The organism is Mesorhizobium sp. WSM3868 (assembly GCF_002294785.1).
Taxonomy (GTDB): Bacteria; Pseudomonadota; Alphaproteobacteria; order Rhizobiales; family Rhizobiaceae; genus Mesorhizobium.
Genome location: NZ_NSGB01000012.1, coordinates 138,333 through 160,069, shown reverse-complemented (window position 1 = coordinate 160,069; position 21,737 = coordinate 138,333). Strand labels below are relative to the sequence as shown.

General features: G+C 62.4%; 31 protein-coding genes. 12 read left to right on the top strand and 19 right to left on the bottom strand.

Annotated elements, in window-relative coordinates; genetic code table 11:
* Positions 1 to 225 precede the first annotated feature (225 nt).
* Positions 226 to 714, top strand: a complete 489-nt coding sequence (locus tag CK221_RS29885) for a hypothetical protein (RefSeq protein ID WP_095828736.1) — start codon at positions 226 to 228, stop codon at positions 712 to 714.
* Between the two features lie 182 nt (positions 715 to 896).
* Here CK221_RS29885 and CK221_RS19975 read toward each other — a convergent pair whose 3' ends face one another.
* Positions 897 to 1,541: a response regulator transcription factor gene (locus CK221_RS19975; RefSeq protein ID WP_066992920.1), complete on the bottom strand. Its 645-nt coding sequence runs from the start codon at positions 1,539 to 1,541 to the stop codon at positions 897 to 899.
* Positions 1,538 to 2,938, bottom strand: coding sequence for a sensor histidine kinase (locus CK221_RS19970; RefSeq protein WP_067321944.1), 1,401 nt, complete (start codon positions 2,936 to 2,938; stop codon positions 1,538 to 1,540). Before CK221_RS19970 ends, CK221_RS19975 begins: the two co-directional genes overlap by 4 nt.
* Before the next feature lie 558 nt (positions 2,939 to 3,496).
* Between CK221_RS19970 and CK221_RS19965 the strand changes: the two genes are divergently transcribed.
* Positions 3,497 to 3,679, top strand: coding sequence for a hypothetical protein (locus tag CK221_RS19965; protein ID WP_095778960.1), 183 nt, complete (start codon positions 3,497 to 3,499; stop codon positions 3,677 to 3,679).
* 17 nt (positions 3,680 to 3,696) lie between these two features.
* On the opposite strand, the gene CK221_RS30350 is transcribed toward CK221_RS19965, so the two are convergent.
* A complete protein-coding gene (locus CK221_RS30350; protein WP_164747355.1) occupies positions 3,697 to 3,855 on the bottom strand; it encodes a hypothetical protein in 159 nt (52 codons plus the stop codon).
* 445 nt (positions 3,856 to 4,300) lie between these two features.
* Positions 4,301 to 4,543: a hypothetical protein gene (locus CK221_RS19960; protein ID WP_143749072.1), complete on the bottom strand. Its 243-nt coding sequence runs from the start codon at positions 4,541 to 4,543 to the stop codon at positions 4,301 to 4,303.
* On the opposite strand from CK221_RS19960, the gene CK221_RS19955 reads away from it, so the two are divergent.
* The 3 genes from CK221_RS19955 to arsC are packed head-to-tail and all read left to right on the top strand — an operon-like array spanning position 4,529 to position 5,981.
* On the top strand, positions 4,529 to 4,879 hold the full coding sequence (locus CK221_RS19955) for a metalloregulator ArsR/SmtB family transcription factor (RefSeq protein ID WP_067321941.1): 351 nt from the start codon (positions 4,529 to 4,531) through the stop codon (positions 4,877 to 4,879). The genes CK221_RS19960 and CK221_RS19955 overlap by 15 nt on opposite strands.
* Positions 4,876 to 5,574, top strand: coding sequence for an MIP/aquaporin family protein (locus tag CK221_RS19950; protein WP_095778958.1), 699 nt, complete (start codon positions 4,876 to 4,878; stop codon positions 5,572 to 5,574). Before CK221_RS19955 ends, CK221_RS19950 begins: the two co-directional genes overlap by 4 nt.
* The gene (gene arsC, locus CK221_RS19945) at positions 5,571 to 5,981 is read left to right on the top strand and encodes an arsenate reductase (glutaredoxin) (protein ID WP_095778957.1); all 411 of its coding nucleotides are present in this window, start codon (positions 5,571 to 5,573) and stop codon (positions 5,979 to 5,981) included. The genes CK221_RS19950 and arsC overlap by 4 nt, the downstream gene beginning before the upstream one ends.
* Before the next feature lie 178 nt (positions 5,982 to 6,159).
* Here the strand turns inward: arsC and CK221_RS19940 are convergent, their stop codons facing one another.
* The gene (locus tag CK221_RS19940) at positions 6,160 to 6,342 is read right to left on the bottom strand and encodes a hypothetical protein (protein WP_066992937.1); all 183 of its coding nucleotides are present in this window, start codon (positions 6,340 to 6,342) and stop codon (positions 6,160 to 6,162) included.
* Between the two features lie 204 nt (positions 6,343 to 6,546).
* Between CK221_RS19940 and CK221_RS19935 the strand changes: the two genes are divergently transcribed.
* Together CK221_RS19935 and CK221_RS19930 are read left to right on the top strand one after the other, a co-directional pair.
* Positions 6,547 to 6,696, top strand: coding sequence for a hypothetical protein (locus CK221_RS19935; protein WP_095778956.1), 150 nt, complete (start codon positions 6,547 to 6,549; stop codon positions 6,694 to 6,696).
* A gap of 166 nt (positions 6,697 to 6,862) precedes the next feature.
* Entirely contained in the window at positions 6,863 to 7,135 is a 273-nt protein-coding gene (locus CK221_RS19930) for a PilZ domain-containing protein (RefSeq protein ID WP_095778955.1), read from the top strand.
* 20 nt (positions 7,136 to 7,155) lie between these two features.
* Here CK221_RS19930 and CK221_RS19925 read toward each other — a convergent pair whose 3' ends face one another.
* The 6 genes from CK221_RS19925 to CK221_RS19900 all read right to left on the bottom strand — a co-directional run bounded on the left by CK221_RS19925 (position 7,156) and on the right by CK221_RS19900 (position 13,835).
* Complete coding sequence (locus CK221_RS19925) at positions 7,156 to 8,034, bottom strand: arginase family protein (protein ID WP_095778954.1); 879 nt, start codon at positions 8,032 to 8,034, stop codon at positions 7,156 to 7,158.
* Between the two features lie 300 nt (positions 8,035 to 8,334).
* On the bottom strand, positions 8,335 to 8,619 hold the full coding sequence (locus tag CK221_RS19920) for a photosystem reaction center subunit H (protein WP_095778953.1): 285 nt from the start codon (positions 8,617 to 8,619) through the stop codon (positions 8,335 to 8,337).
* 100 nt (positions 8,620 to 8,719) lie between these two features.
* Complete coding sequence (locus tag CK221_RS19915) at positions 8,720 to 9,043, bottom strand: DUF2934 domain-containing protein (protein WP_067321922.1); 324 nt, start codon at positions 9,041 to 9,043, stop codon at positions 8,720 to 8,722.
* 97 nt (positions 9,044 to 9,140) lie between these two features.
* Complete coding sequence (locus CK221_RS19910) at positions 9,141 to 10,250, bottom strand: mandelate racemase/muconate lactonizing enzyme family protein (RefSeq protein WP_095778952.1); 1,110 nt, start codon at positions 10,248 to 10,250, stop codon at positions 9,141 to 9,143.
* Complete coding sequence (locus CK221_RS19905; RefSeq protein ID WP_095778951.1) at positions 10,250 to 12,688, bottom strand: FAD-dependent oxidoreductase; 2,439 nt, start codon at positions 12,686 to 12,688, stop codon at positions 10,250 to 10,252. The genes CK221_RS19910 and CK221_RS19905 overlap by 1 nt, the downstream gene beginning before the upstream one ends.
* Positions 12,689 to 12,836: 148 nt before the next feature.
* Positions 12,837 to 13,835 (bottom strand): L,D-transpeptidase, encoded by a 999-nt coding sequence (locus CK221_RS19900; RefSeq protein WP_095778950.1) that lies wholly within the window; start codon positions 13,833 to 13,835, stop codon positions 12,837 to 12,839.
* 393 nt (positions 13,836 to 14,228) lie between these two features.
* Here CK221_RS19900 and CK221_RS19895 point away from each other — a divergent pair, with 393 nt between their 5' ends.
* Entirely contained in the window at positions 14,229 to 14,423 is a 195-nt protein-coding gene (locus tag CK221_RS19895) for a DUF3606 domain-containing protein (RefSeq protein ID WP_095778949.1), read from the top strand.
* Between the two features lie 189 nt (positions 14,424 to 14,612).
* Positions 14,613 to 14,870: a helix-turn-helix domain-containing protein gene (locus tag CK221_RS19885; protein ID WP_066992962.1), complete on the top strand. Its 258-nt coding sequence runs from the start codon at positions 14,613 to 14,615 to the stop codon at positions 14,868 to 14,870.
* Between the two features lie 248 nt (positions 14,871 to 15,118).
* Here CK221_RS19885 and CK221_RS19880 read toward each other — a convergent pair whose 3' ends face one another.
* Positions 15,119 to 15,337 carry a hypothetical protein gene (locus CK221_RS19880; RefSeq protein ID WP_095824617.1) on the bottom strand — a complete coding sequence of 73 codons (219 nt, stop codon included), beginning with the start codon at positions 15,335 to 15,337 and terminating at the stop codon, positions 15,119 to 15,121.
* A gap of 239 nt (positions 15,338 to 15,576) precedes the next feature.
* On the opposite strand from CK221_RS19880, the gene ligD reads away from it, so the two are divergent.
* A complete protein-coding gene (gene ligD / locus CK221_RS19875; RefSeq protein WP_095778948.1) occupies positions 15,577 to 17,346 on the top strand; it encodes a DNA ligase D in 1,770 nt (589 codons plus the stop codon).
* Between the two features lie 289 nt (positions 17,347 to 17,635).
* Here ligD and CK221_RS31090 read toward each other — a convergent pair whose 3' ends face one another.
* On the bottom strand, positions 17,636 to 17,758 hold the full coding sequence (locus tag CK221_RS31090) for a hypothetical protein (RefSeq protein WP_259979811.1): 123 nt from the start codon (positions 17,756 to 17,758) through the stop codon (positions 17,636 to 17,638).
* 44 nt (positions 17,759 to 17,802) lie between these two features.
* Positions 17,803 to 17,991, bottom strand: a complete 189-nt coding sequence (locus tag CK221_RS19870; protein WP_095778947.1) for a DUF3606 domain-containing protein — start codon at positions 17,989 to 17,991, stop codon at positions 17,803 to 17,805.
* A 212-nt stretch (positions 17,992 to 18,203) separates the two neighbouring features.
* Here CK221_RS19870 and CK221_RS19865 point away from each other — a divergent pair, with 212 nt between their 5' ends.
* Positions 18,204 to 18,713, top strand: coding sequence for a DUF892 family protein (locus tag CK221_RS19865; RefSeq protein WP_095778946.1), 510 nt, complete (start codon positions 18,204 to 18,206; stop codon positions 18,711 to 18,713).
* 51 nt (positions 18,714 to 18,764) lie between these two features.
* Here CK221_RS19865 and CK221_RS19860 read toward each other — a convergent pair whose 3' ends face one another.
* The 4 genes from CK221_RS19860 to CK221_RS19840 all read right to left on the bottom strand — a co-directional run bounded on the left by CK221_RS19860 (position 18,765) and on the right by CK221_RS19840 (position 20,615).
* Positions 18,765 to 19,052 carry a DUF982 domain-containing protein gene (locus tag CK221_RS19860; RefSeq protein ID WP_095778945.1) on the bottom strand — a complete coding sequence of 96 codons (288 nt, stop codon included), beginning with the start codon at positions 19,050 to 19,052 and terminating at the stop codon, positions 18,765 to 18,767.
* A gap of 21 nt (positions 19,053 to 19,073) precedes the next feature.
* On the bottom strand, positions 19,074 to 19,373 hold the full coding sequence (locus CK221_RS19855; RefSeq protein ID WP_095778944.1) for a DUF982 domain-containing protein: 300 nt from the start codon (positions 19,371 to 19,373) through the stop codon (positions 19,074 to 19,076).
* 342 nt (positions 19,374 to 19,715) lie between these two features.
* Positions 19,716 to 20,021 carry a hypothetical protein gene (locus CK221_RS19850; RefSeq protein WP_066992982.1) on the bottom strand — a complete coding sequence of 102 codons (306 nt, stop codon included), beginning with the start codon at positions 20,019 to 20,021 and terminating at the stop codon, positions 19,716 to 19,718.
* Between the two features lie 363 nt (positions 20,022 to 20,384).
* Complete coding sequence (locus tag CK221_RS19840) at positions 20,385 to 20,615, bottom strand: hypothetical protein (RefSeq protein WP_066992985.1); 231 nt, start codon at positions 20,613 to 20,615, stop codon at positions 20,385 to 20,387.
* Between the two features lie 325 nt (positions 20,616 to 20,940).
* On the opposite strand from CK221_RS19840, the gene CK221_RS19835 reads away from it, so the two are divergent.
* Complete coding sequence (locus CK221_RS19835; RefSeq protein WP_141245853.1) at positions 20,941 to 21,273, top strand: hypothetical protein; 333 nt, start codon at positions 20,941 to 20,943, stop codon at positions 21,271 to 21,273.
* 54 nt (positions 21,274 to 21,327) lie between these two features.
* Here CK221_RS19835 and CK221_RS19830 read toward each other — a convergent pair whose 3' ends face one another.
* Complete coding sequence (locus CK221_RS19830; protein ID WP_066992988.1) at positions 21,328 to 21,513, bottom strand: hypothetical protein; 186 nt, start codon at positions 21,511 to 21,513, stop codon at positions 21,328 to 21,330.
* Positions 21,514 to 21,737 lie beyond the last annotated feature (224 nt).

The window sequence follows — 21,737 nt, the reverse complement described above, 5'->3', positions numbered from 1 at the left end:
TAACGCGACGGCAGTCGCAGCCTCCAGTTGTGTTCCCGGGTGGTGCGACAATGGTCCCCAAGTGACTGCAAAAAGGTCCGACCGGAGATGGCATGGGTCGTGGGCCGCTTCCGTAACCTTACCAAAGCGTGAATCTTGTCTGGTCAAGACACCGGTTCTGCCTTGGCGGGCTGAGAGCGGAACTTCGGCAGGGCCGAGGCGGAACCGGCATGAACCAAGGACGGCATGCGCGAACCCGCCTCAAAAAGGTTTGTCCGCCTTACGCTGCGCGCCGCGGCCGCGCTGGCGCTTTTTGCCGCGCCTGGTCATTTCACGTCCAATAGCCTCGCCAAGCTCTTGGTGGCCACCGCTTATGCCGACAACGGCGGCGGCAACGGCAATGGCGGCGGCAACGGCGGCGGGGGCAACAGCGGCGGCGGAAACGCTGGCGGCAATTCCGGCAACAGCAATGCCGGTGGCGGCAATGCCAATGCCGGTCCTGGCAACAACAGCGGCAAAGGCAACACCAGCCCCGGCGGCAAGGCCGCCAGCCGTGTCAATGCGGCGACGGGCGACATCGTCGAGATCGACGGCAACAGGATCACCATCATCCACCGCAACGGCATGAAGGAAGAGATCGAGAACGGACGCTTCGAGATGAGCGATGCGCAAGGCCGCACCATCGTCGAGCGCCGGGCGACCGAGAAGGATCTGGCCCGTCTCCTAGGCTTGTGAGGGCCGAGAGAAGCTACCCCCTTTTCCCGCGCCTTCGCATGTCACCCCCGCCTTCAGAGGCGGGGGTGATTTGCTTTTGAAGTGACGGTGAATGGTGAATAGGGAACAGTAATCAACGAAACGCACTTCACCGAATGGGAACGCGCCGACGCTTCACCATTCACCGTACTTTCCACTATTCACTAATTCCTCTCTCTCGCTTCATGCATCAGCAGCGCCGCCTCCGTCCGATTGCGCACGTTGAGCTTGGCGAGCACTCGGGTCATGTGGTGCTTGACCGTCTTTTCCTGCAGCGACAGCCGCATCGCGACCTCCTTGTTGCTCAGGCCCTCCGCCACCAGCCCCAGGATCTCGGCCTCGCGGCCGGTGAGCTGGCTGAGCGGGTCGGGCTTGCGGCTGGTGGGCTGCAAGAGATCCGACAGCAGCCGGGCCGAAAGCGTCGGCGAAACGTAGCTCTGGCCGTTGGCGACGTCGCGCAGGATCTCGGCCAGCGACTTGGAGCCGACGCCCTTCAGCACATAGCCCCGCGCGCCCGCCTTCAGCGCCTGGGCGACATCGGCATTGGTCTCGGACACGGTGAGCATGACGATCTTTTGCTCAGGCGCCGCCGAAAGGATGCTGGCCAGCGCATTGAGGCCGCCGCCGGGCATGCTGATGTCGAGCAGCAGCACGTCGGGCGCGCTGGCGCGGACCAGCTTTTCGGCGTCCTCGGCGCTGGCGCCTTCGCCGACAAGCTCGAAGCCGCCGATCTCGCCGAGGCTGCGCGCCACGCCCTCGCGAAACAGCGGATGGTCGTCGACAATAGCGATGCGGATGGGTGCGGTCACGGCTGCTCCTCGACAGACAATGTGATTACCAGTCTCGTTCCCCCCGGGCCCGAAAGCGTCTCGAACTGCCCGCCAATGCTTTCGATACGCTCCCTGAGACCGGCGAGCCCGAGGCCTTCGCTTCGCGCAGGATTGAAGCCCGGACCGGTGTCCTGCACCTCGACCAAAAGCTTGCCGCCCTTCATCGTGGCCCTCACCTGCTGGCCCTTGCCCTTGCCGTGCCGGAAGGCGTTGTTCAGTCCCTCCTGCACGAAACGATAGATGCTGATCTTCTCCGAGGTGCCGAGCTCCGGCAAGCGCTCCGGCAGCGTCAGCAGCACTTTGGTGTCGGTGCGGCGCTCATGCTCGGCGACCGCCAGCCGCAATATGTCGGCCACCGCCTGCGTCTCGATCTGCGGCAGCACCAGGCCGTTGCAGATGCCGCGTATCTCGCTCATCGCTTCGCCCAGGGTCTTATGGATGCCGGCGATTTCTGCCTCGCGCTGCGGCTTGGGCGTGGCGGGGTCGACCAGCACCGGGCTGTCCATCCTGAGCGCGGCAAGCGCCACCAGCTGCGCCGGGCCGTCATGCAGGTCGGCGCCGATGCGCCTCAGGTAGCGTTCGTTGATGGCGGTGGCTCGCCGCGAGGCGCGCTGGACGCGCTGGCGTAGCGACGAGTTCTGCGCCAGCGCCTCCTGCAACTCGGTGACTTTGGCTTCCAGCGCGGCACGCTGCGTCTGGATGGTGCGGCTGCCGCGAAACACGATGCCCGACAGCAGCGCCAGCGAGGCGGCGGTGGCGCCGGCCACCACCAGCCAGGTCCATCTGAGTGCTGAGTTCAGCGTCTCCTGGAAATCGTCGGCGACTTCGTAGAATTCCGACACCGCCACCACTTCGCCCGACCAGGGTTCGCGCACGGGGTTGTAGATCTCGAACAACGGCGCGGTCACCGCTTTCTCTTCGCTGGTCTCAGGATCGTCGGCGAGGTTGTTGAATTCCGCCACGACATTGCCGGCAAAGGCCGAGATCAGATTGGGGTTGGGCGGAAACGTCTTGCCGATCAGCTTCGAGTTATCGGCGTAAAGCACCGTGCCGTCGCGCCGCCACAGCTTGAATGACACTAGCCTCTTGCCGAGCGCGCCCTGGCCGAGCGTCTCGTCCAGCGCCCGTTTGACTGTGTCGTCGAGCTCGCGGCTCTTGCGCAGGTCCGGCAGCAGCGGCGCGATCACGCTGTCGACATAGAGCGCCGTCGTGGTGGCGGAGTTGTGCATCACGCCTTCGCGGATTTGCGACGTCACCCAGAGGCCAACCACGAGCATCACCGCCAAAAGCCCGATGCCGCCGGCAATCACAAACTGCCAGGCCAGCGACAGCCCGCTCCAGATTTGCACAAGTCGCTTCAAGGTCTCCCTGAGCATTCGCGCGATTCACCCCACCACGGACAAAGAGTATAGGCCAGCCGCGGCAATTGCGACACCGACCTTGGTCCGGCCTTCAGGCGAGCGGTTAACAGCGCGGCCGTCGAGGCTGCAGGAACCGCTTCCAGGTGCCAAGAACGCCTAGTCCGGCCCCCGGCACAGATGCGGGCGGAACATTAGCAGTTTCTAAGTGTTGAGGTCTTTGCGAGGGCTCCCGAAAGAAACTTCGGCCTATGCCCCCTTGGCAGGCGCGTTTCCTGACCGCTGACACGTGGAGAGGACCATGAACAACATCATCTGGATCGTAGGTGCTATCGTCATCGTGATCGCCATTTTGAGTTTTCTGGGTCTGCGCTGATTCGAGCCGGGCCGCTCGTAGCGATGGCGGCGCGAATGAAACGTGCGGCGGCTTGGGGTGGCCTTGGCCATCCGGCTTTTCGGTCGTGCTCGCGGGTATGATCACCGCACTTGTTTTCAGGCGGATGGGCTGGAACGCAAAATAGGGCGACCGCGTTTTGTCTCGCTATGTCGAGGAGTTCTCACCTTCACAAGGCCGAGATGCCAGGCTTGGCCTCGATTGCCGAGGCGGAGCGCCAGGCGCGCGCCGAAAAGAACGCAAGGCTGAGGGATCTTCGTATGCATACATCGTGGCTGGTGCTCGATCCCAACGCGCTTTTCCTGGACGAGATCGACTGCTCGGCGCTGTTCGGTGAAGTGCCTGGCCTAAAAATCGTCGGCTAGGAGAGGTCTCTCGGCTGTCAGGCCGGCTGAAGCCGTCCGACCGGTGCCCCGCGCGAGATCGCTATCAGCCGCGCAACGGCCAATGGCGCCAAGAACATGAAAACCGTCGTGATGCCGAGGAAGATCGACCAAGCCAGATCGATCACGCTGTGGTCATAGCAGACTGCGAATTCCATGGCGCCTTACCCTTTTATCCACCCGGCTGCGCATCAGGTTGCCACGCATTGGGCCAAGCATGGTCCTCATTTTCAAGAAATACAAGAGATCGCTAATTTGGGTAGTGGGTCAGTTTGAAAGTCCATCCCAATCAGAATAGGCGCTTTCGCCTAGGCCCCGTCTGGAAATAGACGGAAACGGGCGTCACCGACAAGCTTTGGGAGAAGCGCGAACATCGTTGCGCTTGTCGAAGCCGAGAAGCCAACAGTGCGCGGCCCTTACAAAAAGCGCGTGACGTAAAAAGAGAAGGGCTCGCGGCGTTTAGGCGCGAGCCCTTTTCCTTGCTGAGAGCGACATTGTTGGGTGTGCTCTGGCGGTCGGATATTCATCACAATCACGGGTTTAGAGGAAGCTGGCGATCATTCACATTCGCTCAATAGAGCGTGATGGACGGGGGAGTTTGGGCTAACCCGCGATTTTAAACCGACCCACTATCCAAGTTGGGGTGGAAATTTCACCGGCCGCCCCGTCGTAACGAAACACCAGCGGCTTGTCTTGGTAATCAGCCAGCGTGTGGAGCAGATCGCCGATGATCGGGTCCGAGGATCCAATGGAGGAGCGGGGACGATATTTCTTGTCAGGAGTGAGCATGTCGGCTATGCCTCGTTTCAATATTTCAAGGATTGTTGAAACGTGGATGAGCGACAAGCCCTGATGGCCTTTGGTGCGCTGTCGCAGGAAACGCGGCTGAAACTGCTTCGGTTGCTGGTGGTTGCCGGGCCGGACGGCATCGCCGCCGGTTCGCTTGCCGAACAGGTCGAGGTCTCTCCGTCCAATGTCAGCTTCCATCTCAAGGAACTGGAGCGCGCCGGCCTGGTCGGCACGCGCCGCGACGCACGCTCGATCGTCTACAGCGCGGAATACGATGCGCTTTCCGCTCTGATCCGCTTCCTGATGGAGGATTGCTGCTCGGGCCGGCCGGAAATCTGCGCGCCGGCGCTCGCCGCCCCGTGCTGCCGGCCGGGCGAGGGGCCCCGGCAATGATCTCTTACGATCTGCCGCGACGTGCCGTTGCTGAAGCCCTGGGCGCCGGCCTGCTGGTGGCAACGGTGGTCGGTTCCGGCATCATGGCGGAGACGCTGACGCATGACACCGCGCTGGCGCTGCTCGCCAACACGCTCGCGACCGGCGCCATGCTGGTGGTGTTGATCACCATCCTCGGACCGATCTCCGGGGCGCATTTCAATCCGGCCGTCTCGCTCGTCTTCTGTTTGAACCGGTCGCTCCCGCCGCGCGATCTGCCTGCCTATCTCGCCGCGCAGTTCGCCGGCGGCATCGCCGGCACGATTGCCGCGCACCTCATGTTCGCCCTGCCGGCCTTGGAAATCGCGACCAAGCTGCGCGCCGGACCGCCGCAATGGTTTTCGGAGATTGTCGCGACATTCGGCCTGGTCGCTGTAATTCTCGCCGGCCTGCGCTTCGAGCGACGGGCTGTGCCATGGCTGGTAGGCCTCTTCATCACCGCCGCATACTGGTTCACCGCCTCCACGTCCTTCGCCAATCCGGCCGTCGCAGTGGCGCGTGCGCTCACCGACAGCTTTTCCGGCATCAGGCCGGCCGATCTCCCGGGTTTCATCGTCGCCGAACTGCTCGGCGCCTTGATCGGGCTGGCACTGATGGGATGGCTGCTGCGGCCCGAATCCATCGAGCAATCCGAGCCACTGAAAGCCAAGCCATGACGGTCACCATCTACCACAACCCCGCTTGCGGCACCTCGCGCAACACGCTTTCCATGATCCGCGCCAGCGGTGAGGAGCCGATGGTGATCGAATATCTGAAGGCGCCGCCGAGCCGCGAACGGCTACTCGAATTGATCGCGGCGATGGGCATCCCCCCGCGCGACCTGTTGCGGGAGAAAGGCACGCCCTACGCGGAGCTTGGCCTCGCCGATCCGAAATGGAGCGACGACGAGCTGATCGGTTTCATGCTCGCCCATCCCATCCTCATCAACCGGCCGATCGTGGAGACGCCCAAAGGCACGAGGCTCTGCCGGCCGTCGGAGGCGGTGCTGCCGCTGCTCGACAACCCCGTGCGCGAATTCATCAAGGAGGATGGCGAGAAGGTCGCCTGGTTGCCGCAAACCTAGAGCGCCAGATGCTTCATGAAGTAGATCGAGGCTCGTGGTTTGCGAACGGGTCGACAAAGTGATGCGGCACGACACCGACTTCTTGCCAGTTTCTGCATAAGGTCCGCCGCTATCGGAGCTTGGCGAAAGATTTGTCGCGCGGCGAACCCATGGCGGCGATCGCTACGCCGGCAGCCGATCAGGCGCAGTCCTTCAACTCGACCACCTCGACGCCAAGGCGGAAGGCCTGACCATCGGCATAGGAGCGCGCATATTGCTCGGCTTCGAAAGGGAAGGTCATCGTTGTGCCGTAGGCGGTGACGCGCACCGTCCACCTCTGGCCCTTGACGAGTTCAACGCCGTGAAGCTTGGCCGTCGCCATCTCACCCTCCTCCAGTCCGGCATGCTCGCGGACGCAAAGACTAACGCCGCGGAAGTCGTTTGAGTACAAATAATCCGACCCAATCGTGTCGCTACCGCGTCGATTCCGACATTCGGCGCGGCGCTTCCGTGAAATGGATCACGTTCGCTGCTGGAACCCTGGACAGGTCGAGTGGATTAGACTTACGAGCAGAGGAGGTGTCCCATGATCCGCAAGCTTAAGTCCGGCGACTACCGGCTCTATTCGCGCAAGGTGGATCCGAGGACCGGCAAACGCCGGAATCTCGGCACCTTCAAGTCGCGCGAGGCTGCCGAAAAGCACGAGCGCGAGGTGCAGTATTTCAAGCGGCATTAGCGTCTTGCGGCAACCTCGTTCGGTCCGGCGCCGCCTGTGCGGAAACGGGATCGGCGAGTGGGCAGTGATTAGAAAACGCTAACGGAACGGAAACACGTCTGCGCTAGGGTGGTGCGTCGGGCGAGGGAGTTTGAGCCCGCCGGGCAAGTTTCGGGACCAGTGCATCATGGCCACCTTTCCCCACTTAGAGCGCCGTCTTCATTCACGAGAATTCGTGCTGAAGGAGGCCACGATCGTCACCGGCGACGCCAGCATCAAGTGCTCCGTCCGTAACCAGCACGAGCATGGCGCCGAACTGCGGGTGGGGCCGCAGGTGGAATTGCCCGACCGTTTCACGCTCATTGTTTCCGATGACGACGCCGTCTATCGGGCCGTGGTGCGCTGGCGCCGCAACGAGCGCGTCGGCGTGCAGGTCTACAGCAATTCAATGAAGGGCTGACGCCAACGCCGGAGCCCCGCTCATGCGCCGATGAGCGGCAATTGGGCTAGCAACTTCCGTGTCTGGGTGGCGTCCCAGGAGATGTACTCAGTAATGGCAAGCCCGACGATGTCGCAGGCGCCCGCGACATCGCCGAGCAGCCGCAACACATGCTTCGGCTCAAGCCGGCCGCGCGGAACACCGGCAAGGAAGCCATCTCCAGCGCCGGGCTTGTTGAAGAGCATCGGCCGAAAGCTCTGCGGCCTGATGGCGTCGACGTCGAAGTGGATCGCTAGGTACTCGATGCCTACCTGCTCGATCCATTTCAGCACCGAGGAAGAGCTCTCGGCAAGCTCGGCCGATCCCGTGCGCCGCAGGCCCATGCGGACGAGAAACTCGTTTTCGGGCGGCGACCACTCGTCCAGCCCTGCATACATTACTTTCGTGGGGTCGACGGGAACGTCGACTTCGGCGAGGAAATCCGGATCACCTTCGCCAAGCAGCATTGCCAGCACCTGCGCATTGCCTTGATGGAAATCCTTCGGCGTCTGCACATCTGGATGGGCGTCGATCCAGAGCACCCCGACAGTGCCGCGATAGTGCTTGTTGAGGTAGGCGATGGGCGCGAGATCGACCAGGCAGTCGCCGCCGATCATGAGAATCCTATCCGGCCGATGCCGTTCGATGGCGGCTCGCGCCGCGCGCGCCTGATCGAGCAGAGCTTTCCTCGCGAGGATGCCGTCCTCGATCGCCGGCGCCGGACTGTCGCCGGGAGAGGGGACCGGCACGATCTCCTCCGGTCCTCGGGATGCGGGCAGCAGCCACGACAGCACTTTCGAACTGAGATGATACTCCTCGAGATTCCCGCCCTGCCATTGCGGCATATGCAGTCGCAGCGTTTTGCCGTTGGTGGCCGTCATCCTCGTTTCCAATCAGGTCCCGATTGCCGCCTTCAGGCGAGCGCCGCTCTCAGGAGGCTCGACCAAGCGGTCCGTTGTCAAGATTGACTGGCGCGCTGCGGGATCGAGGATGGCCGCCACCTTGAGGCAAGAGGCATCGCCTCAGAGTAGCGGCGCACGCTCGCCCAGTAGGCCCGGTGGGCTCGCCGAACTTGCGCTTCAGAACGCCTTCCCGCGCGGCACCACGCCGGAATGCAGCATGAGAAGGCCGGGATGAGGACGCCCCAACATGTGTCGGCTCTCGCCGGACCCTTCCCGTGCTCAGTCGTGATGCTCGGGCATCGACTTCAGCTGGTCCTTCGTCCATCTGGTCACGGCGTGGACGTCGCCGTCCTCGTCGCGCATGAAATCCAATTGGTTGGCGCTGACGGCGACCGGCTTGGCACCGATGCCGAGGAAGCCGCCGACATCGATGACGACCTGGCTGCCATGCATGTGGTCGACCGAACCGATCTTTTCGTCGTCCGGGCCGTAGATGGTTGCGCCTTCGAGAATGCTGGGAGTCAGTTCGGCGTTTGTCAGCCTTACGTGGTTGGTGTGATCCATGACAGGTCTCCTGTGGTTAGACAGGAGGAACTGTCGATGGCAACGAGGGTTCCGCCGACGTCGAATGCCGGCAACCGTCGCACGCGTCGTGGTTCCTGACCTACAGCCCTTTCCGTGCCCGGATGCTCCGCGCCGCCTGCTCGATCGCGGCGCGGTCGCTGCCCAGCCTGTCGAGCAACTCCTGCGCTTCTTGGGCCGATATGCCGGTGCGTATCGCAAGCGCCTCGACCGTCAGCACATCCGCGCTGTCGATCTCGCGCGTTCCCGGCAGCGCATCGTCTGCCGTGAGCGGCAGCGCCGCCTCGCGATCGATCTCCATCTCGGCCTGGCGCCAGTGCCGCTCATGGTCGCCATGCAAGCTGCCCTCGCGCTGCCAGAGCTCATAGGCACGCTGCCTGATCTTCTCGGTCCGATCATCATCCATTGCCGTTCCTCCCTTTGCGTGCCACTCAACGCGGGATGAGGCGGAACGATCCGCGAGACCCAAGAAGTGATCGGCTGGGCCAAAGCCTGGCCGGTTGTCAGGCTCCGTAAGTCGCCAGCGGATTGCCGAATATCCCGGCCTCGGGTTTCACGCCCAGGCCCGGCCGCTGCGGCACGGCTATGTGGCCCTTTTCGATCACGACCGGGTTCTTCCGGTCGAAATGCCCGTCGATATATTCTTGGGCGATCCAGGCCCCCTCCATCCGGCGCGGCTCGACCGTGGCAGCAAGATGGACACACGCCGCCGCGATGATGTCGCCGCCCCAGGCGTCGTCGCAGCTGTGCGGCAGCGAGCGAATGGCGCAAAGGTCGCGCACGGTTGTCATCTTCGTGAGGCCGCCGAGGCGCGTCACCTTGAAGCCGAAGCCGTCGGCGATGCCCATGGAGATCGCTCGCAGCACCGCGTTCTGGTCCTCGGTGCTCTCGTCGAGATAGACCGGATGCGTCACGCGGCCGTTCAGCGTAGCGACTTCATCCATGGTGTTGCAGGGCTGTTCGAAGACGAAGGGGATGGCGTGGCAAAGCCGGTCAAGATGGATTGCCGACGCGATTGTCAGGCCCCGGTTGCCGTCGACCGCGATGCGCGCCTTGTAGCCGACAGCTTCCCAGACCTTGTGCACAACCGCCACGTCTTCTTCCAGGTTGCGCCCGCCGATCTTCACCTGGAGGCGGGGATAGCCGGCCTTCACCTTGTCGGCGGCGATCCTCGCCGTTTCGTCCGGCGGACCTACGATCAGCGAATAATAGGCCGGCACGCGATCGGTCAGCGCGCCGCCCAGCAGCGTCGAGACCGGCACGCCGAGCTTTTGGCCGAGCAGGTCGAGAAAGGCCATGTCGAACGCGGCCTTGGCATAGCCATGTCCGTTCAGGCGCTCGTCCATCTGTTTTGCCAGCAGTCTGATCGAAGCGATCTCCGCACCGATGAGGCCCGGGGCGATTTCGGCGATCGCCGCGCGGGCGCCCAGCGCATGGTGCGGCTGATAGACCGGTCCGATCGGGCAGGTCTCGCCCCAGCCGGTGAAACCGTCTTCGGTCACGATCTCGACAAGCGTCGAGTCCAGCGACTCCACGTCGTCGCTGGCCATGCGGTAGACGCCGCCTTTGACGGGCAGCTGCGCCGAATAGACGTTGATCCGATCGACGCGCATCACATACGCGCCCTGGCCGAGGTCGGATCGTAAGGCGAGTCCGCGATCACCTCGGCGATCTTCCATTCCCCCAAAATGGCGACCTCGAGTTTGGTGCCAGGCTTGCTCAGACGCTGCGGCAGAAGGGCCAGCGCCACGTCATGGCCGAGCGCGTAGCCGTAGCCGCCCGACGTAATGCGCCCGACAAGTTCGCCGTCGATATAAAGGCCCTCGGAGGCAAGCGTGCTCGCGCCGTCGGTTTCGATCTTGAGCGTCACCGACCGGCGCTGGTCGTTCCTCGCCTTGTATTTCAGCACCGCCTCGCGGCCAGCGAAATCGCCCTTGTCGAGGCGGATGAAGCGCTCGAGCCCGCTCTCCAGCGCGTTGAGCTCAGGGTTCATGTCGCGATACATGGCGCGATAGGATTTTTCGAGCCTGAGCGACTCCAGCGCATGCAGCCCGACAAGCCGCATGCCGTGCTTCTCGCCCTCCTTGAGGATGGCATCCAGCAGCTGCCGCTGATAGGGCAGCGGATGATAGAGTTCCCAGCCGAGCTCGCCCTCATAGTTGACGCGCAGCAGCCGAACGTCGCTGGCCAGGGCGACGCTGCCGGTCGTCACGCTGAACCATGGGAACTTTTCGTTCGAAAGATCGACCTCGGTCAGCGGCTGCAGCACTTCGCGTGCCTTGGGCCCGACGACGGTGAAGCAGCCGCGATCGTTGGTGACGTTCTTCAGTGATACTCTGCCGTCGGCGGGCAGCAGCCTTGAAAGATCGTCGAAATTCCAGCGCTCGGCGCGCGGCGTCGAGATGAGGTAGAACAGGTCTTCTCCGAGCCGCGCCACCATGTACTCCGCCTGCACGCCGCCGCCCGCAGTGAGGTGATGCGCCAGCGTCACCTTTCCGACCGCCGGCAAGCGATTGGCGATGATCCTGTCCAGCCAGGCGGCGGCGCTCGGTCCGGATACCTCGAACTTGGTCATTGGCGTCATCTCGACCAGACCGACGGCAGTGCGCACCGCCTGGACTTCCTCGGCGACGAGGTTCCCCTTTGGCGTCCATCGCCAGCTATACTGGTCCTTGGCTTCGACGCCGTCGCGCGCGAACCAGTTGGGCATCTCCCAGCCATTGAGCACGCCCCAGACGGCGCCGAACTCGGTCAGCCTGTCATAGGAAGGCGCGGTCTTCTGCGGCCGGGCGGCGGGCATGTCCTGTCCAGGATATTTCTGCTCCGCATGTGTGCCCCAGGCCTCGCGGACCTTTTCGCGCGTCCAGGCCTTTTTGGCGTAGTCGCCGAAGCGGCGCGGATCGAGATCCGAGGTGTCGAGGCTGTTGCCGCCTTCGACGATCCGTTCCGACAGGTAATAGCCGATCGTACCGCCCCACAGGATACCGCCTGGCACGCCTTCGGCTAGCCAGACATTCGGCAGGCCCCAGGCCGGCCCCATCAAGGGAAGCTCGTCCGCGGTCATCTGGAACGGTCCGCGCACATTGGCCTTGATACCGACGCGCCCCAGCGCCGGCACCAGCTGCAGAGCCTGCTCCCAGTTCCACGACACCGCCTCGAAATCTTCTTCGACGAGGTCGGCGCCGAACCAGGAAGGGACGCCGTCCTCGGCGAACAGTTTCAGGTTCGCCGTGCGCTCGTAAGGCCCGAACATCAGCCCGTCGCCTTCTTCGCGCAGATAGCCCTCGAACCCTTCGTCGCGCAGGATCGGCATTTCGGGGCGGCCCTGCCTTTTCCGCTCGACGATTTCCGGCACCGCTTCGGTGATCCAGTACTGGTGCAGGATCGGGATCGCCGGGATATCGAGGCCGAGCAGCGCGCCGGTCTGGCGCGCATAATTGCCGGTGGCGGAGATCACGTGCTCGCAGGTGATGTCGCCCTGGTTGGTCTGGACGAGCCACTCGCCGCTTGGCGTCCGCTTGAAGCCGGTGACCTCGGTGTTGAGATAGACCTTGCTGCCGAGGTCGCGCGCGCCTTTGGCCATGGCGATGGTCACATCGGCCGGCGCGATGTGGCCGTCGTCGGGATGATAAAGCGCGCCGAGCATGTGGTCGTTGTCGAGCAGCGGCGCCAGCTGCCTCGCCTCGGCCGGCGTCAGCAACTCAGCGCGCATGCCCTGGACGTCGGCCACGCTCATATAGCTCTTGAATTCATCGAGCCGATCTCGCGAGTTGGCGATGCGCAGCTGGCCGCATTTGTGCCAGCCGACCGGCTGGCCGGTTTCGGCCTCCAGCCCTTCATAGATCTCGATCGTCTTCTTGATCATGCGGCCGACATTGATGTTGCGGGTATAGGACGGGATCAGGCCCGCCGCATGCCAGGTGGAGCCGGCCGTAAGCTGGGTCCGCTCGAGCAGCGCAACGTCGGTCCAGCCGCGCTTGGCCAGGCCGTAAAGGATGCCGGCGCCGACGCATCCTCCGCCGACGATCACCACTCTCGCATGTGCTTGCATCGAACCACCAATTCCAGATCGTTTTCAAAAGCGCGCCGCCGAAGCTACAGGCGACGGAAGACCGTGTAACGTTCCGAAAAACTAGGGGTAACGATAAATTGGGCTTATGCAGCGATCCCGCCTTGGCGGCTCGCTCCTCCCGGCGTTTTTACTGCGCCTGCCCGTCCTGCGCCGTCTCGTCCTTGAACTCGACTTTCGTGCCCGGCTTGACCATGGCGGCGAGGTCTTCGGCATCCCAGTTGGTCAGCCGAATGCAGCCATGCGAGTAGGTCGTGCCGATCTTGCCGGGATCCGGCGTGCCGTGGATGCCGTAGCTTTCGATCGAGAGGTCGATCCAGACCGATCCCACCGGATTGTTAGGTCCCTTGGCGATGGTGAAGGGCCGCTTGCTCTTGACCCCCTTGAAGGCGAATTTCGGATTGTAGTGATAGGTCGGATTGCGCACGACGCGTTTGACCTCCGCGGCGCCGCTCGGCGCCGGCTTTTCCTCGCTGCCGATCGAGGCCGGATAGACCGCAACCGGCTTGCCTGACGGATCGAGCGCGCGGACCTGGCGGGATGCCTTGTCGACCTCGATGGTCTCGATCTCCGCCGGGGCGTCGCCCCGTCCGAGATCGGGCACCACGAGGCTCACATCTGCCTTCCGGAACCCGACGCGCGGGTTTAGCGTCTTCAGCAATTGTTCGCTGATATGGAAACGCTCGGCCAGCCTCTCCCGCGCATTGCGATAGCCGAGGCGCTTCAGACGAGCCATCCGCTCCAGGCGGGTGGGGATGCGCCTGGTAAAGGGGCCGCGCACGTCCTTGACCGTGACCTCATATGTCACCAGAACCGGCTCGGCGGAGCTCGCCGTCAGCTTGTCCCAGGTCTCGCGTGTGAGCTTGCCGTCGGAAGCCAGTCCGTTGGCCGCCTGGAACGCCGCCACGGCTTTGGCAAAATTGTCGGAGAGGCGACCGTCGATCAGGCCCGGCGAGAAGCGGGCGCGATCGAGAAGGATCTGCGCCTTGAGAAGCATCGGACTGACGTCCTTCGGCTCGTCCTCGCTGAATTGCGCCTGATTGACCGCGTCGAGATCAAGCCTGGCCGCCTGAGCTCCGCTGCATGCGAGCGCGAACGCCACGGCAGCGACAACGAAGAGCCGGACCATCGACTTCACTCCCGGGTTACGACAGAAACCTGTCTTTATGACGCGGGCGTGCCGATCTGGTTCCTGTCGCAGCGCCGGCGTGCAAATCATTAGAACGTGCACCTTTGGGCGTACGATCTTGAATTTTATGCCGAAACCAGTTCCCAAGAGCGAAAAATGCTGGCATGATCATATAAGGGCCTATGCATTTTGTGATTCGATGGGCCCTTGCCTGGTGACCGGCGGCTCCCCAACGCCCCCCGCCCATGCCGCCGGTTACTTTCATTTGAGGCCTCAGCCCCAGGCAATGCCGTGGCCGACCCGATTCCGGCAAAACGCTAGCGCTTCACGCACATATTAGCGGTTTGGAACATTCCTGCCTTCCCGGTGTTCGTTTTGCCAGGAGGAGCAACCATGGCAGACGTCAAAACGAAGCGCGATTTCCGGGACCGCGACCGTGTGTCGGCGGACGACGATTATGAGGTTCGCTACTTTGCCAAGCAGCATCGCATCACGCCTGAACAGGTTCGGGACCTGATCAGCGAGCACGGCAACGACCGTAAGATTTTGCAACGTGAGGCAAGGAAGCTGGGTGACAAAGCTTTCTGATTTGGGGCCGCCGATCTTTGCCCGGTTGCGGGTCAGAGCAGCCGCCAACGAAGAGGACCAGTTCCGGACATGTCCCGCCTGCGGGCAGGCAGTGGACTGGGGCGATCTCCGGCAGGTGATCTGGCACGAGCAGCCGGGACACGCGAGGCTGGAAATTGACAGCTGAAAAGCCCTAGGGGAGACCCCTTGATGGATTTGACGCCAGAGGAGTCGCGAGCCGCGCGAGAACTCCTGCACTGGTCGCAAGTGCGCCTCGGCGCCAAGGCCAGCCTAGGCGAAGGGACCATTCGCGACTTCGAGAACGGGATCAGAATTCTGCGGGTCGAGAAACGAACCCGCATCCGTCGCGCTTTTGAGGCGGCGGGCGTCGTGTTCACGGCGAAGGGGCCCTCGCTTTCGGGCCTCAGGCCCGAAATGAATGGCTATCGCCATAAACAGCGCCGCTAAGCTAGTCCCACTGCCGAGCGCTGCTGGCAGCGAGCTAACTGTCCACGCAAAACCGGAGGTCGCGTCCTCCGTGAGGCCTGTGAGCACTCGTGGACGTTTGCTGGAGAGCTTCGACTTCAAGCTGGTTCAACCTCGACCAGGCAAATGAACGACGCGTATGGCTGACTTATTTGTAGGGCAGGACCGCGGCCGCGCGTTGCCGCGTTCCCGAAGGGGAAGTCAGAGATTCCTCGATCTTCGAGGCGGCATCAACTTTCCGGAAACCCGTATCGCAGCTTTTGGCCGGTGCCCGGCTGCTTGACAGCGTCAAGTCCCAGTCGGGTGTGTTCGTGCTTGGCAAAAGCTTTCGCGTCCGCTTCGGAACCGAAACCCTTGATGGTGACAACGCCATCCTCGATAACGCGCACGTAATACCTGTCTTCCAGCGTGTCGATCTCGACCGAATCCATTACGATTGACTTGTTCATTGACGGCCCACCTGAAGAAGATCCACCCCGCAGCCAAACGTCGCCGGCTAAGGATTGTTCCGCACTCAACTGATAAAACATCTGATCAGATAATCGGAGCACTCTGCGGGTCGGAGGGCAACGCGTTGCCTTTGCGAGGCCACGCTTGGCCAAGTCGGACAAACATACGATTTTACTAAAATGGAAGGAACTGATGGGACTGCTCCGGCTTGAGTCGCGGTTCCTGGAGTCGCGCGTGCATGACCAGCGGCAAAGACCGGCTTTCCTTCATCGAGTTCCAATCGCCCACCTTGGTCGAGAAAGCTCCCGAAGGCGGCGAATGGCTGCACGAGATCAAGTACGACGGTTACCGAACCCAGCTCATCGTGGAAGGCGGAACAGCGCGAGCCTTCACGCGCCGCGGCTATGACTGGTCGCATCGCTACAGGAGGATTGTCCAGGCGGCGGCAGGCTTGCCGGTGAAATCTGCGATCATCGATGGCGAGGCTGTCGTGATCGGCGACACCGGCCTGCCTGACTACCAGGCGCTGGAGCGCGAGTTGGGCAACCCAAACTCTCCGAGATTGATCTTCTATGCCTTCGACCTGCTGCACCTTGACGGCCGCGATCTGCGACAGCAGCCGCTGGTCGAACGCAAGGCAGCGCTCGAAACGCTGCTGAAGCACAGCGCGCCGACGCTGACCTATGCCGAGCATCTGGAGGTGAGCGGCAGGGAGATGTTCGATCATGCCTGCCGGATGGGCCTGGAGGGGATCGTGTCGAAGCGCGCGGACGCGCCCTACCGTTCCGGCGTGCAGACGAGCTGGGTCAAGGTCAAATGCATCAAGAGCGACACCTTTCCGATCGTCGCGTTCGTCGAGAAGCTTGGCGCTGAGCCGCGCCGGATCGCATCGCTCTACATCGGCAGGCGCGAGGGCGATCGGCTGCTTTATGCAGGCAAGGCTCAGAGCGGTTATACGCTTGAAGTGGCGCGACGCGTTCGCGAACGGCTCGATCCGCTGATCATCGGCAGATCGCCTTTGTCGGAGCCCATTGTGAAGCCAAAGGCGACCTGGGTGAGACCCGAAGTCCTGGCCGAGGTGCAGTTCAGCGGCGTTACCGATCGCGGGATTTTGCGCGAGGCCGTGTTCAAGGGGCTCCGCGAGGACCTGGTGGCCGTCCCGCCAAAGCCGCCGGCGCCGTCGAAACGAAGAGCGGACCGAGATCACGGCGTGCCGCGTGAGAATATCTTGCAGCTGCTGCCCGATGCGGTCTCGCCTTCCAAGGATCAACTCGTTCGCTATTGGAGTCTGGTCGCCGATCAGGCGCTGGTGCACCTCGGCCGTCGCCCACTGAAGCTCGTCCGTCATGCCTTCGGGGCAACTTTCTACCACAAGGGAATGCTGCCCGAGATCCCGGCAGCGGTGCACCAGCTGCGCGTCGAGAAGCGAGAAGGTGGGGAGGGCACTCGGGTCTGGGTCGACGACCTCGACGGCTTGCTCGGGCTGGTCGAAATGGATGCGGTCGAGCTCCACCCGTGGAATGCCACGGTGGATGACATCGAGCATGCCGACCGGATCGTGCTGGATCTCGACCCTGGTGAGGGCGTGGAATGGGCGCAAGTGACTGAGACCGCGCTGGCGCTGCGGGACATCATGGCAGCGTCAGGTCTGGAAAGCTGGCCGAAGGTCACGGGCGGCAAGGGCATTCACTTGTTGGCGCCGCTGGCGGCGAAAATGACCCACGACCGAGCGCGGCAGCTCGCCAGGTCGATTGCCCAGGTCCTCGCCGACGCAGAACCCCACCGCTACTTGCTGTCGGCCGCGCCGGCGGCCCGCAAGGGCCGCATCTTTATCGACTATCTTCGCAACGGGCGAGGCAACACGGCCGCCGGCGCTTTTTCGCCGCGGGCCCGCCCCGGCTTCCCCATCGCGCATCCCGTTACTTGGGTGCAGGTAGAGCGGCGTATCCGGCCGGATGCGTTTACCATGGACCATCCGTTCAGGGCGGCTCAGCGAAATGCGGCGTAGCGGGCGAGGCCCGTGAAGATCATCCCGAATCTGCGTTCTTAGTCATAGGCGATTGAATTTTCGGGCGGAACCAGTTTCCAAGAACGCAAATTGCTGGCATGATCATATAAGGGCCTATGCATATTTTGATTCGATGGCCCCTGTTCCTGGTAACCGACGGCTCCCCATCGCCCCCCGCCCATGCCGTCGGTTGCCTCATTTCGAAATCTCAAATTAAGGACGCAGCCCTGACCGGTCGAGCAGGGCTGTGGTACGCCGCAAGGTCTTTGGCCTTGTGGGCCGACGGCAATCACGAGCCGAACCAAAATAGCGCCAGAAGAGCCACAAAGATTGCGGCCGCGGCGACGGTGCCCCACATGAAGACCCTGCTGGTGCCACGCTGCTCCTCCTCGCGGGATAGGTTGTTAGCCATGTCAAGTCTCCTTCGCAGTATCTCCGCACAAGTGTGAACGCCCGTCAGCGGCTCGCCACCGCCCTTGCTTCGCGCTCCAGCGTCGCACGATCGTTTCCGTGCTTTTTGATGAGGTCGCGAGCCTCGGGGATTGTCAGCTGGAATTTCCTCGCGAAGTGGGCGACCTCATATTCCTCATCGCCTGACACGCGGCCGCGGTCGCGGAAATCGCGCTTGGTCGTGTCGTCTGCCATCGTTGTTCCTCCTGGATAGGAACAAAACCGCCTCCCTTTGGGAATGTTCCAGCCTCTGGGAGGTTGGTATGCGGACGCGGCTTCCGTCCTGTCAGCGACGCTTTTCGAGGAGCCGCGGGCCTGCTGCTCGTCATGCCCACTCCCGTCACTCTCGCCACGGAACAATCCGCAGTCCTTGTGGTTCGGGCGCACCCAACCAGGAGGAACAAACTATGTCTGAATCCCGCGAATGGCTGATCCAGTGGCTGAGGGATGCTCACGCAATGGAAGAGCAAGCCGAGACGATGCTGTCCGGCCAGCTGGGTCGGCTCGAGAGCTATCCGGACCTCAGCGAACGCATCCGCGCTCACCTCGCCGAGACCAAGGAGCAGGCGAGACGATTGAAGTCTTGCCTGGATGGCCTGGAAGAAGGTTCGTCAACACTGAAGGACGCAGGCGGAAAACTGACCGCAATGGCGCAGTCGATCAGCGGCGTGTTCGCCGGCGACGAGGTGATGAAAGGCTCTCTGGCCAGCTACACCTTCGAGCATATGGAGATCGCTTCCTATACGATCCTCATGGCTGCCGCTGAAGCCGTGGGTGAAGCCGAGATTGCTCGGGTCTGTGAGCAGAACCTGCGCGAAGAAGAAACGATGGCCGAGTGGCTGAAGGACAATCTTCCGCAGGTCACCGAGACATTCCTCGCCCGGGCCGATGCCGACAGCGACAGCGCCAAGCGCTAGTTCGCGTCCTACAGGTGAAACGAGGCGGCGTTGGCCGCCGCCTCGGTCACATCAAGCATGCTTCGGCTGGGCTGCCTTTCCAGTTGGGAGCGGAACTGCTCCATCCTCGATGAGGATGTCCTTCCGGCGGGCAAAGGCAACGAAGACGCCTCTCGCCGTTTCTGCGTCGATTTCGCCGGCCAAGGCGGCCTTGCAGGCACGCACCGCCGCCTTCTGCTCAGGGCTGTTGCCACACCAGTCGACGACGAACTGATAGGCATCTACGACAGTGTTCAGCTGACGCGGAAATCCCAGTCCGACCCAGACGCGGATCGGCTTTTCGAACGGTTTTGCAAGCATCGCGACTGCCTCCTTTTGCGGCTACGCAGCCACGCCGCTGCCTGGGCCCTTGCCGGTCATCCAAGGCAAAGTGACAGTCACGTCCTCGTGGATCTTGACCGACTTTGCGAAGCCGCAGAACGCGTCTCTGGCGGCCGTTAGCGGATAGTCGCTGTCGAATGCTCGCTGACAGGCACGCAGGGCGGTCTCGTAGATGGTGCCGCGTTTGTTCTTGGGCCATTCGTAGAGAAATTCCAGGGCGTCATCGAGGCAGGCGATTTCCTGGATGAGGCTGTTCCCGTTCTTCACGAAAACGGGGCTGTCAAACATCCGATCGTTCATAAGATCCTCCAAGTCGAACGAACAATTTGAGTTCTGAGACAGGCCGGAACCGGCAGCGATCCTGGCCTGGCCGCGATATGGGTTTGCGGTTTTTGGCCGTCAAGATGAGGGCGCGTGCGGGAGCGTTCGGCTCGGTGGGAACCTTCCGCGGGTCTTGCTGTTCGGTACGCAGCGGCGGGGCGAACCTTTGCTCCGAAATGAGGGCCGCCATCCGTGAGCGGGTCATGTGGCCGCTCTTGCGAAAACCCGCCCGCGCTCCTCCCCGGGCGGGTTTTTGCCGGAGCAATTCTAGAAAGCGTGACTCGGGTTTCCGTCCGGAACTGCCGGCAGGCACAGTCTTCCTTACGCCGGCCGCTGAACCACCGGTGGCTTTCGCGCGGGAGGCTTGCTGGTGGTCACCAGCCTGACCTTGTCGATGTCCACTGTAACCGGTACGCCGAGCTTCACGGTCACCCGGTCCCCATTGACGCGCGTTACATCTCCGACGAGCTCGATCGGCTGGCCTCTCTTCACAGTCGACGTGCGGTCGATGATCGAATGCGGCTGCTCATAGGAGGGAATCGACACGCTGACGCGGTCCTCCGTCACCCGCCGGCGAACCGTTGCGGTGATGGCGACCTCGTCTCCGACCTTGATGCCTCTTGCCATAGACGCAAGACTGGTGCGGTCGGCGGATTCGTCAAGCGATCGCTAATGTGATCTTTGGGCACTTTCCAGCGCGTGCCTTGGCACACGTGCAAGAAAACCGGATCTGGCTCGTCAACAGGCTACTTCCTACGCGACAGTGCCTTCGCCTCGCGAACGAGCGAACCCCAATTCAAGCCTAGGAAAGAAACAAGTTCCAAAGCCTGCGCTTCGGTAATGCCGATCTCCCGGACAAGCCGTTGAACAACAGATTCCTGTGACTGACTGTCAGATGTGAGCGCCATGGGGAGTCCCCTATGGCGGCGCAACGTTCAAGTCAGAAATTAGTTCCCGCCAATTCCGGGCTTGGCTGCCACCGGCGGTCCGTCATTGGCTGGAAGCGAGCTTCTGGATACGCCCTTTGTCCAGACGGAACACCCCCTCGGTGCCGCCCTGGCGCTCAAAGTCGGTCTGGAGTTCGTCCCACGTACCCAGATATTTGCCGCATTCGGCACAATGGATTTGGGTAGTGGGTTGAGCATCGATGGGGATCTGCAACCGGATCACACCGCAATACGGGCATTCCAATTTGTGATCCAGATACCTACCGGCGATCATCGCCCACCATCTCGCAATCGGCAGGTCTGCGCAAGCCGCCGATTCTTGTGCATGCCGCGAGGAGGCACAGCGATTCTGGGGCAGCGAGACGCAGCAACCAACGACTAAAAGCGCTTCGCCACGCCCTCCGACATCGCGCGCCCGCCCGTCTGTATCTTATGCAGAACGCGTTCATGACCGGCGAGACCATCCACAACGATGGCTGGTGTGAGCGGGCGAGGCAGAGGGCTGCCGTGCCGGGCCTTCGCGATGCAATGGCATTTTCGGCGCAACGCTAATATACATGACGCCCGAATGAGCAGCGCCTCCGCACACGAGGAATGCCATGCGAAGGGTCATCTTTACAGCCATGTGCATTGCCGCCGCAACAGGCGCCAATGCGCATGATTGGTACGAAGACAAGATTGACCCGGTAACGAAATTCAAGTGCTGCGGCAGTCAAGATTGCCGCGCCATCCCTCAGTCTTCGGTGCGGTCCAGAGCCGACGGCGGCTATACCTATTTGCCCGACGGATTCAACATCCCGCGAGATCGGGTTCAGGAATCGCCGGACGGCCAATATCATATCTGCGAAAACAACTACGTGATAACCAATCAGCCCTATTTGCGCTGCTTCTTCGCGCCGCGGTTCAAGGTTTCTCGGCTGGTCGCACGCTGAGGGGATGGCCGTTTTTCGGAAAGGTCCATCGACCGGCTCAAGCGGCGGCGTGAACTAGACGCCCGAGTGCCTCGCCCTGATGATTCTGGCTTCCCGCAACAGCGCAGGACGATCGCGTCCAACCGCTTTTATCAGCCTCCTGGCTTGCGCGTCCGAAATGCCTGTTTTCTGTTTCAGCAAAATGACGAGCTGCTTGTCGTCGATCCGGTTATGGGAACTGCTTTCGCCGGGTTCGGTCATTGTTGGATCCTCCTCCGACCGAACGGAAAGAAGCCCTGAAAGGTTTCATCGCGTTGTTGCTTTTCGTAGGCGATTGGTACCGCCGATCGCATGGCGGCAAATCAGCCTTCGCCAGGCCGTCTGAAACGGCAAAACGGCCTTTGGTCTTCAACTGCATCACATTTGCAGCGGTCGGCCGTTCCGGTCGGATGTCGGATTTGAGCGCATTGCAGACCGACGCCGGC

Coding starts and splice junctions, on each gene's coding strand:
- CK221_RS19885 (WP_066992962.1), top strand. CDS start 14,613: ATGGATTTGACGCCAGAGGAGTCGCGAGCCGCGCGAGAACTCCTGCAC.
- CK221_RS19930 (WP_095778955.1), top strand. CDS start 6,863: ATGGCCACCTTTCCCCACTTAGAGCGCCGTCTTCATTCACGAGAATTC.
- CK221_RS19895 (WP_095778949.1), top strand. CDS start 14,229: ATGGCAGACGTCAAAACGAAGCGCGATTTCCGGGACCGCGACCGTGTG.
- CK221_RS19900 (WP_095778950.1), bottom strand. CDS start 13,835: ATGGTCCGGCTCTTCGTTGTCGCTGCCGTGGCGTTCGCGCTCGCATGC.
- CK221_RS19970 (WP_067321944.1), bottom strand. CDS start 2,938: ATGCTCAGGGAGACCTTGAAGCGACTTGTGCAAATCTGGAGCGGGCTG.
- CK221_RS19880 (WP_095824617.1), bottom strand. CDS start 15,337: ATGAACAAGTCAATCGTAATGGATTCGGTCGAGATCGACACGCTGGAA.
- CK221_RS19905 (WP_095778951.1), bottom strand. CDS start 12,688: ATGCAAGCACATGCGAGAGTGGTGATCGTCGGCGGAGGATGCGTCGGC.
- CK221_RS19865 (WP_095778946.1), top strand. CDS start 18,204: ATGTCTGAATCCCGCGAATGGCTGATCCAGTGGCTGAGGGATGCTCAC.
- CK221_RS19940 (WP_066992937.1), bottom strand. CDS start 6,342: ATGGCGACGGCCAAGCTTCACGGCGTTGAACTCGTCAAGGGCCAGAGG.
- CK221_RS29885 (WP_095828736.1), top strand. CDS start 226: ATGCGCGAACCCGCCTCAAAAAGGTTTGTCCGCCTTACGCTGCGCGCC.
- CK221_RS19915 (WP_067321922.1), bottom strand. CDS start 9,043: ATGGATGATGATCGGACCGAGAAGATCAGGCAGCGTGCCTATGAGCTC.
- CK221_RS19830 (WP_066992988.1), bottom strand. CDS start 21,513: ATGACCGAACCCGGCGAAAGCAGTTCCCATAACCGGATCGACGACAAG.
- CK221_RS19835 (WP_141245853.1), top strand. CDS start 20,941: ATGCGAAGGGTCATCTTTACAGCCATGTGCATTGCCGCCGCAACAGGC.
- CK221_RS19965 (WP_095778960.1), top strand. CDS start 3,497: ATGCCAGGCTTGGCCTCGATTGCCGAGGCGGAGCGCCAGGCGCGCGCC.
- CK221_RS19860 (WP_095778945.1), bottom strand. CDS start 19,052: ATGCTTGCAAAACCGTTCGAAAAGCCGATCCGCGTCTGGGTCGGACTG.
- CK221_RS19950 (WP_095778958.1), top strand. CDS start 4,876: ATGATCTCTTACGATCTGCCGCGACGTGCCGTTGCTGAAGCCCTGGGC.
- CK221_RS19910 (WP_095778952.1), bottom strand. CDS start 10,250: ATGCGCGTCGATCGGATCAACGTCTATTCGGCGCAGCTGCCCGTCAAA.
- arsC (WP_095778957.1), top strand. CDS start 5,571: ATGACGGTCACCATCTACCACAACCCCGCTTGCGGCACCTCGCGCAAC.
- CK221_RS19935 (WP_095778956.1), top strand. CDS start 6,547: ATGATCCGCAAGCTTAAGTCCGGCGACTACCGGCTCTATTCGCGCAAG.
- CK221_RS19855 (WP_095778944.1), bottom strand. CDS start 19,373: ATGAACGATCGGATGTTTGACAGCCCCGTTTTCGTGAAGAACGGGAAC.
- CK221_RS19920 (WP_095778953.1), bottom strand. CDS start 8,619: ATGGATCACACCAACCACGTAAGGCTGACAAACGCCGAACTGACTCCC.
- ligD (WP_095778948.1), top strand. CDS start 15,577: ATGACCAGCGGCAAAGACCGGCTTTCCTTCATCGAGTTCCAATCGCCC.
- CK221_RS31090 (WP_259979811.1), bottom strand. CDS start 17,758: ATGGCTAACAACCTATCCCGCGAGGAGGAGCAGCGTGGCACCAGCAGG.
- CK221_RS19925 (WP_095778954.1), bottom strand. CDS start 8,034: ATGACGGCCACCAACGGCAAAACGCTGCGACTGCATATGCCGCAATGG.
- CK221_RS19850 (WP_066992982.1), bottom strand. CDS start 20,021: ATGGCAAGAGGCATCAAGGTCGGAGACGAGGTCGCCATCACCGCAACG.
- CK221_RS19870 (WP_095778947.1), bottom strand. CDS start 17,991: ATGGCAGACGACACGACCAAGCGCGATTTCCGCGACCGCGGCCGCGTG.
- CK221_RS30350 (WP_164747355.1), bottom strand. CDS start 3,855: ATGGAATTCGCAGTCTGCTATGACCACAGCGTGATCGATCTGGCTTGG.
- CK221_RS19840 (WP_066992985.1), bottom strand. CDS start 20,615: ATGATCGCCGGTAGGTATCTGGATCACAAATTGGAATGCCCGTATTGC.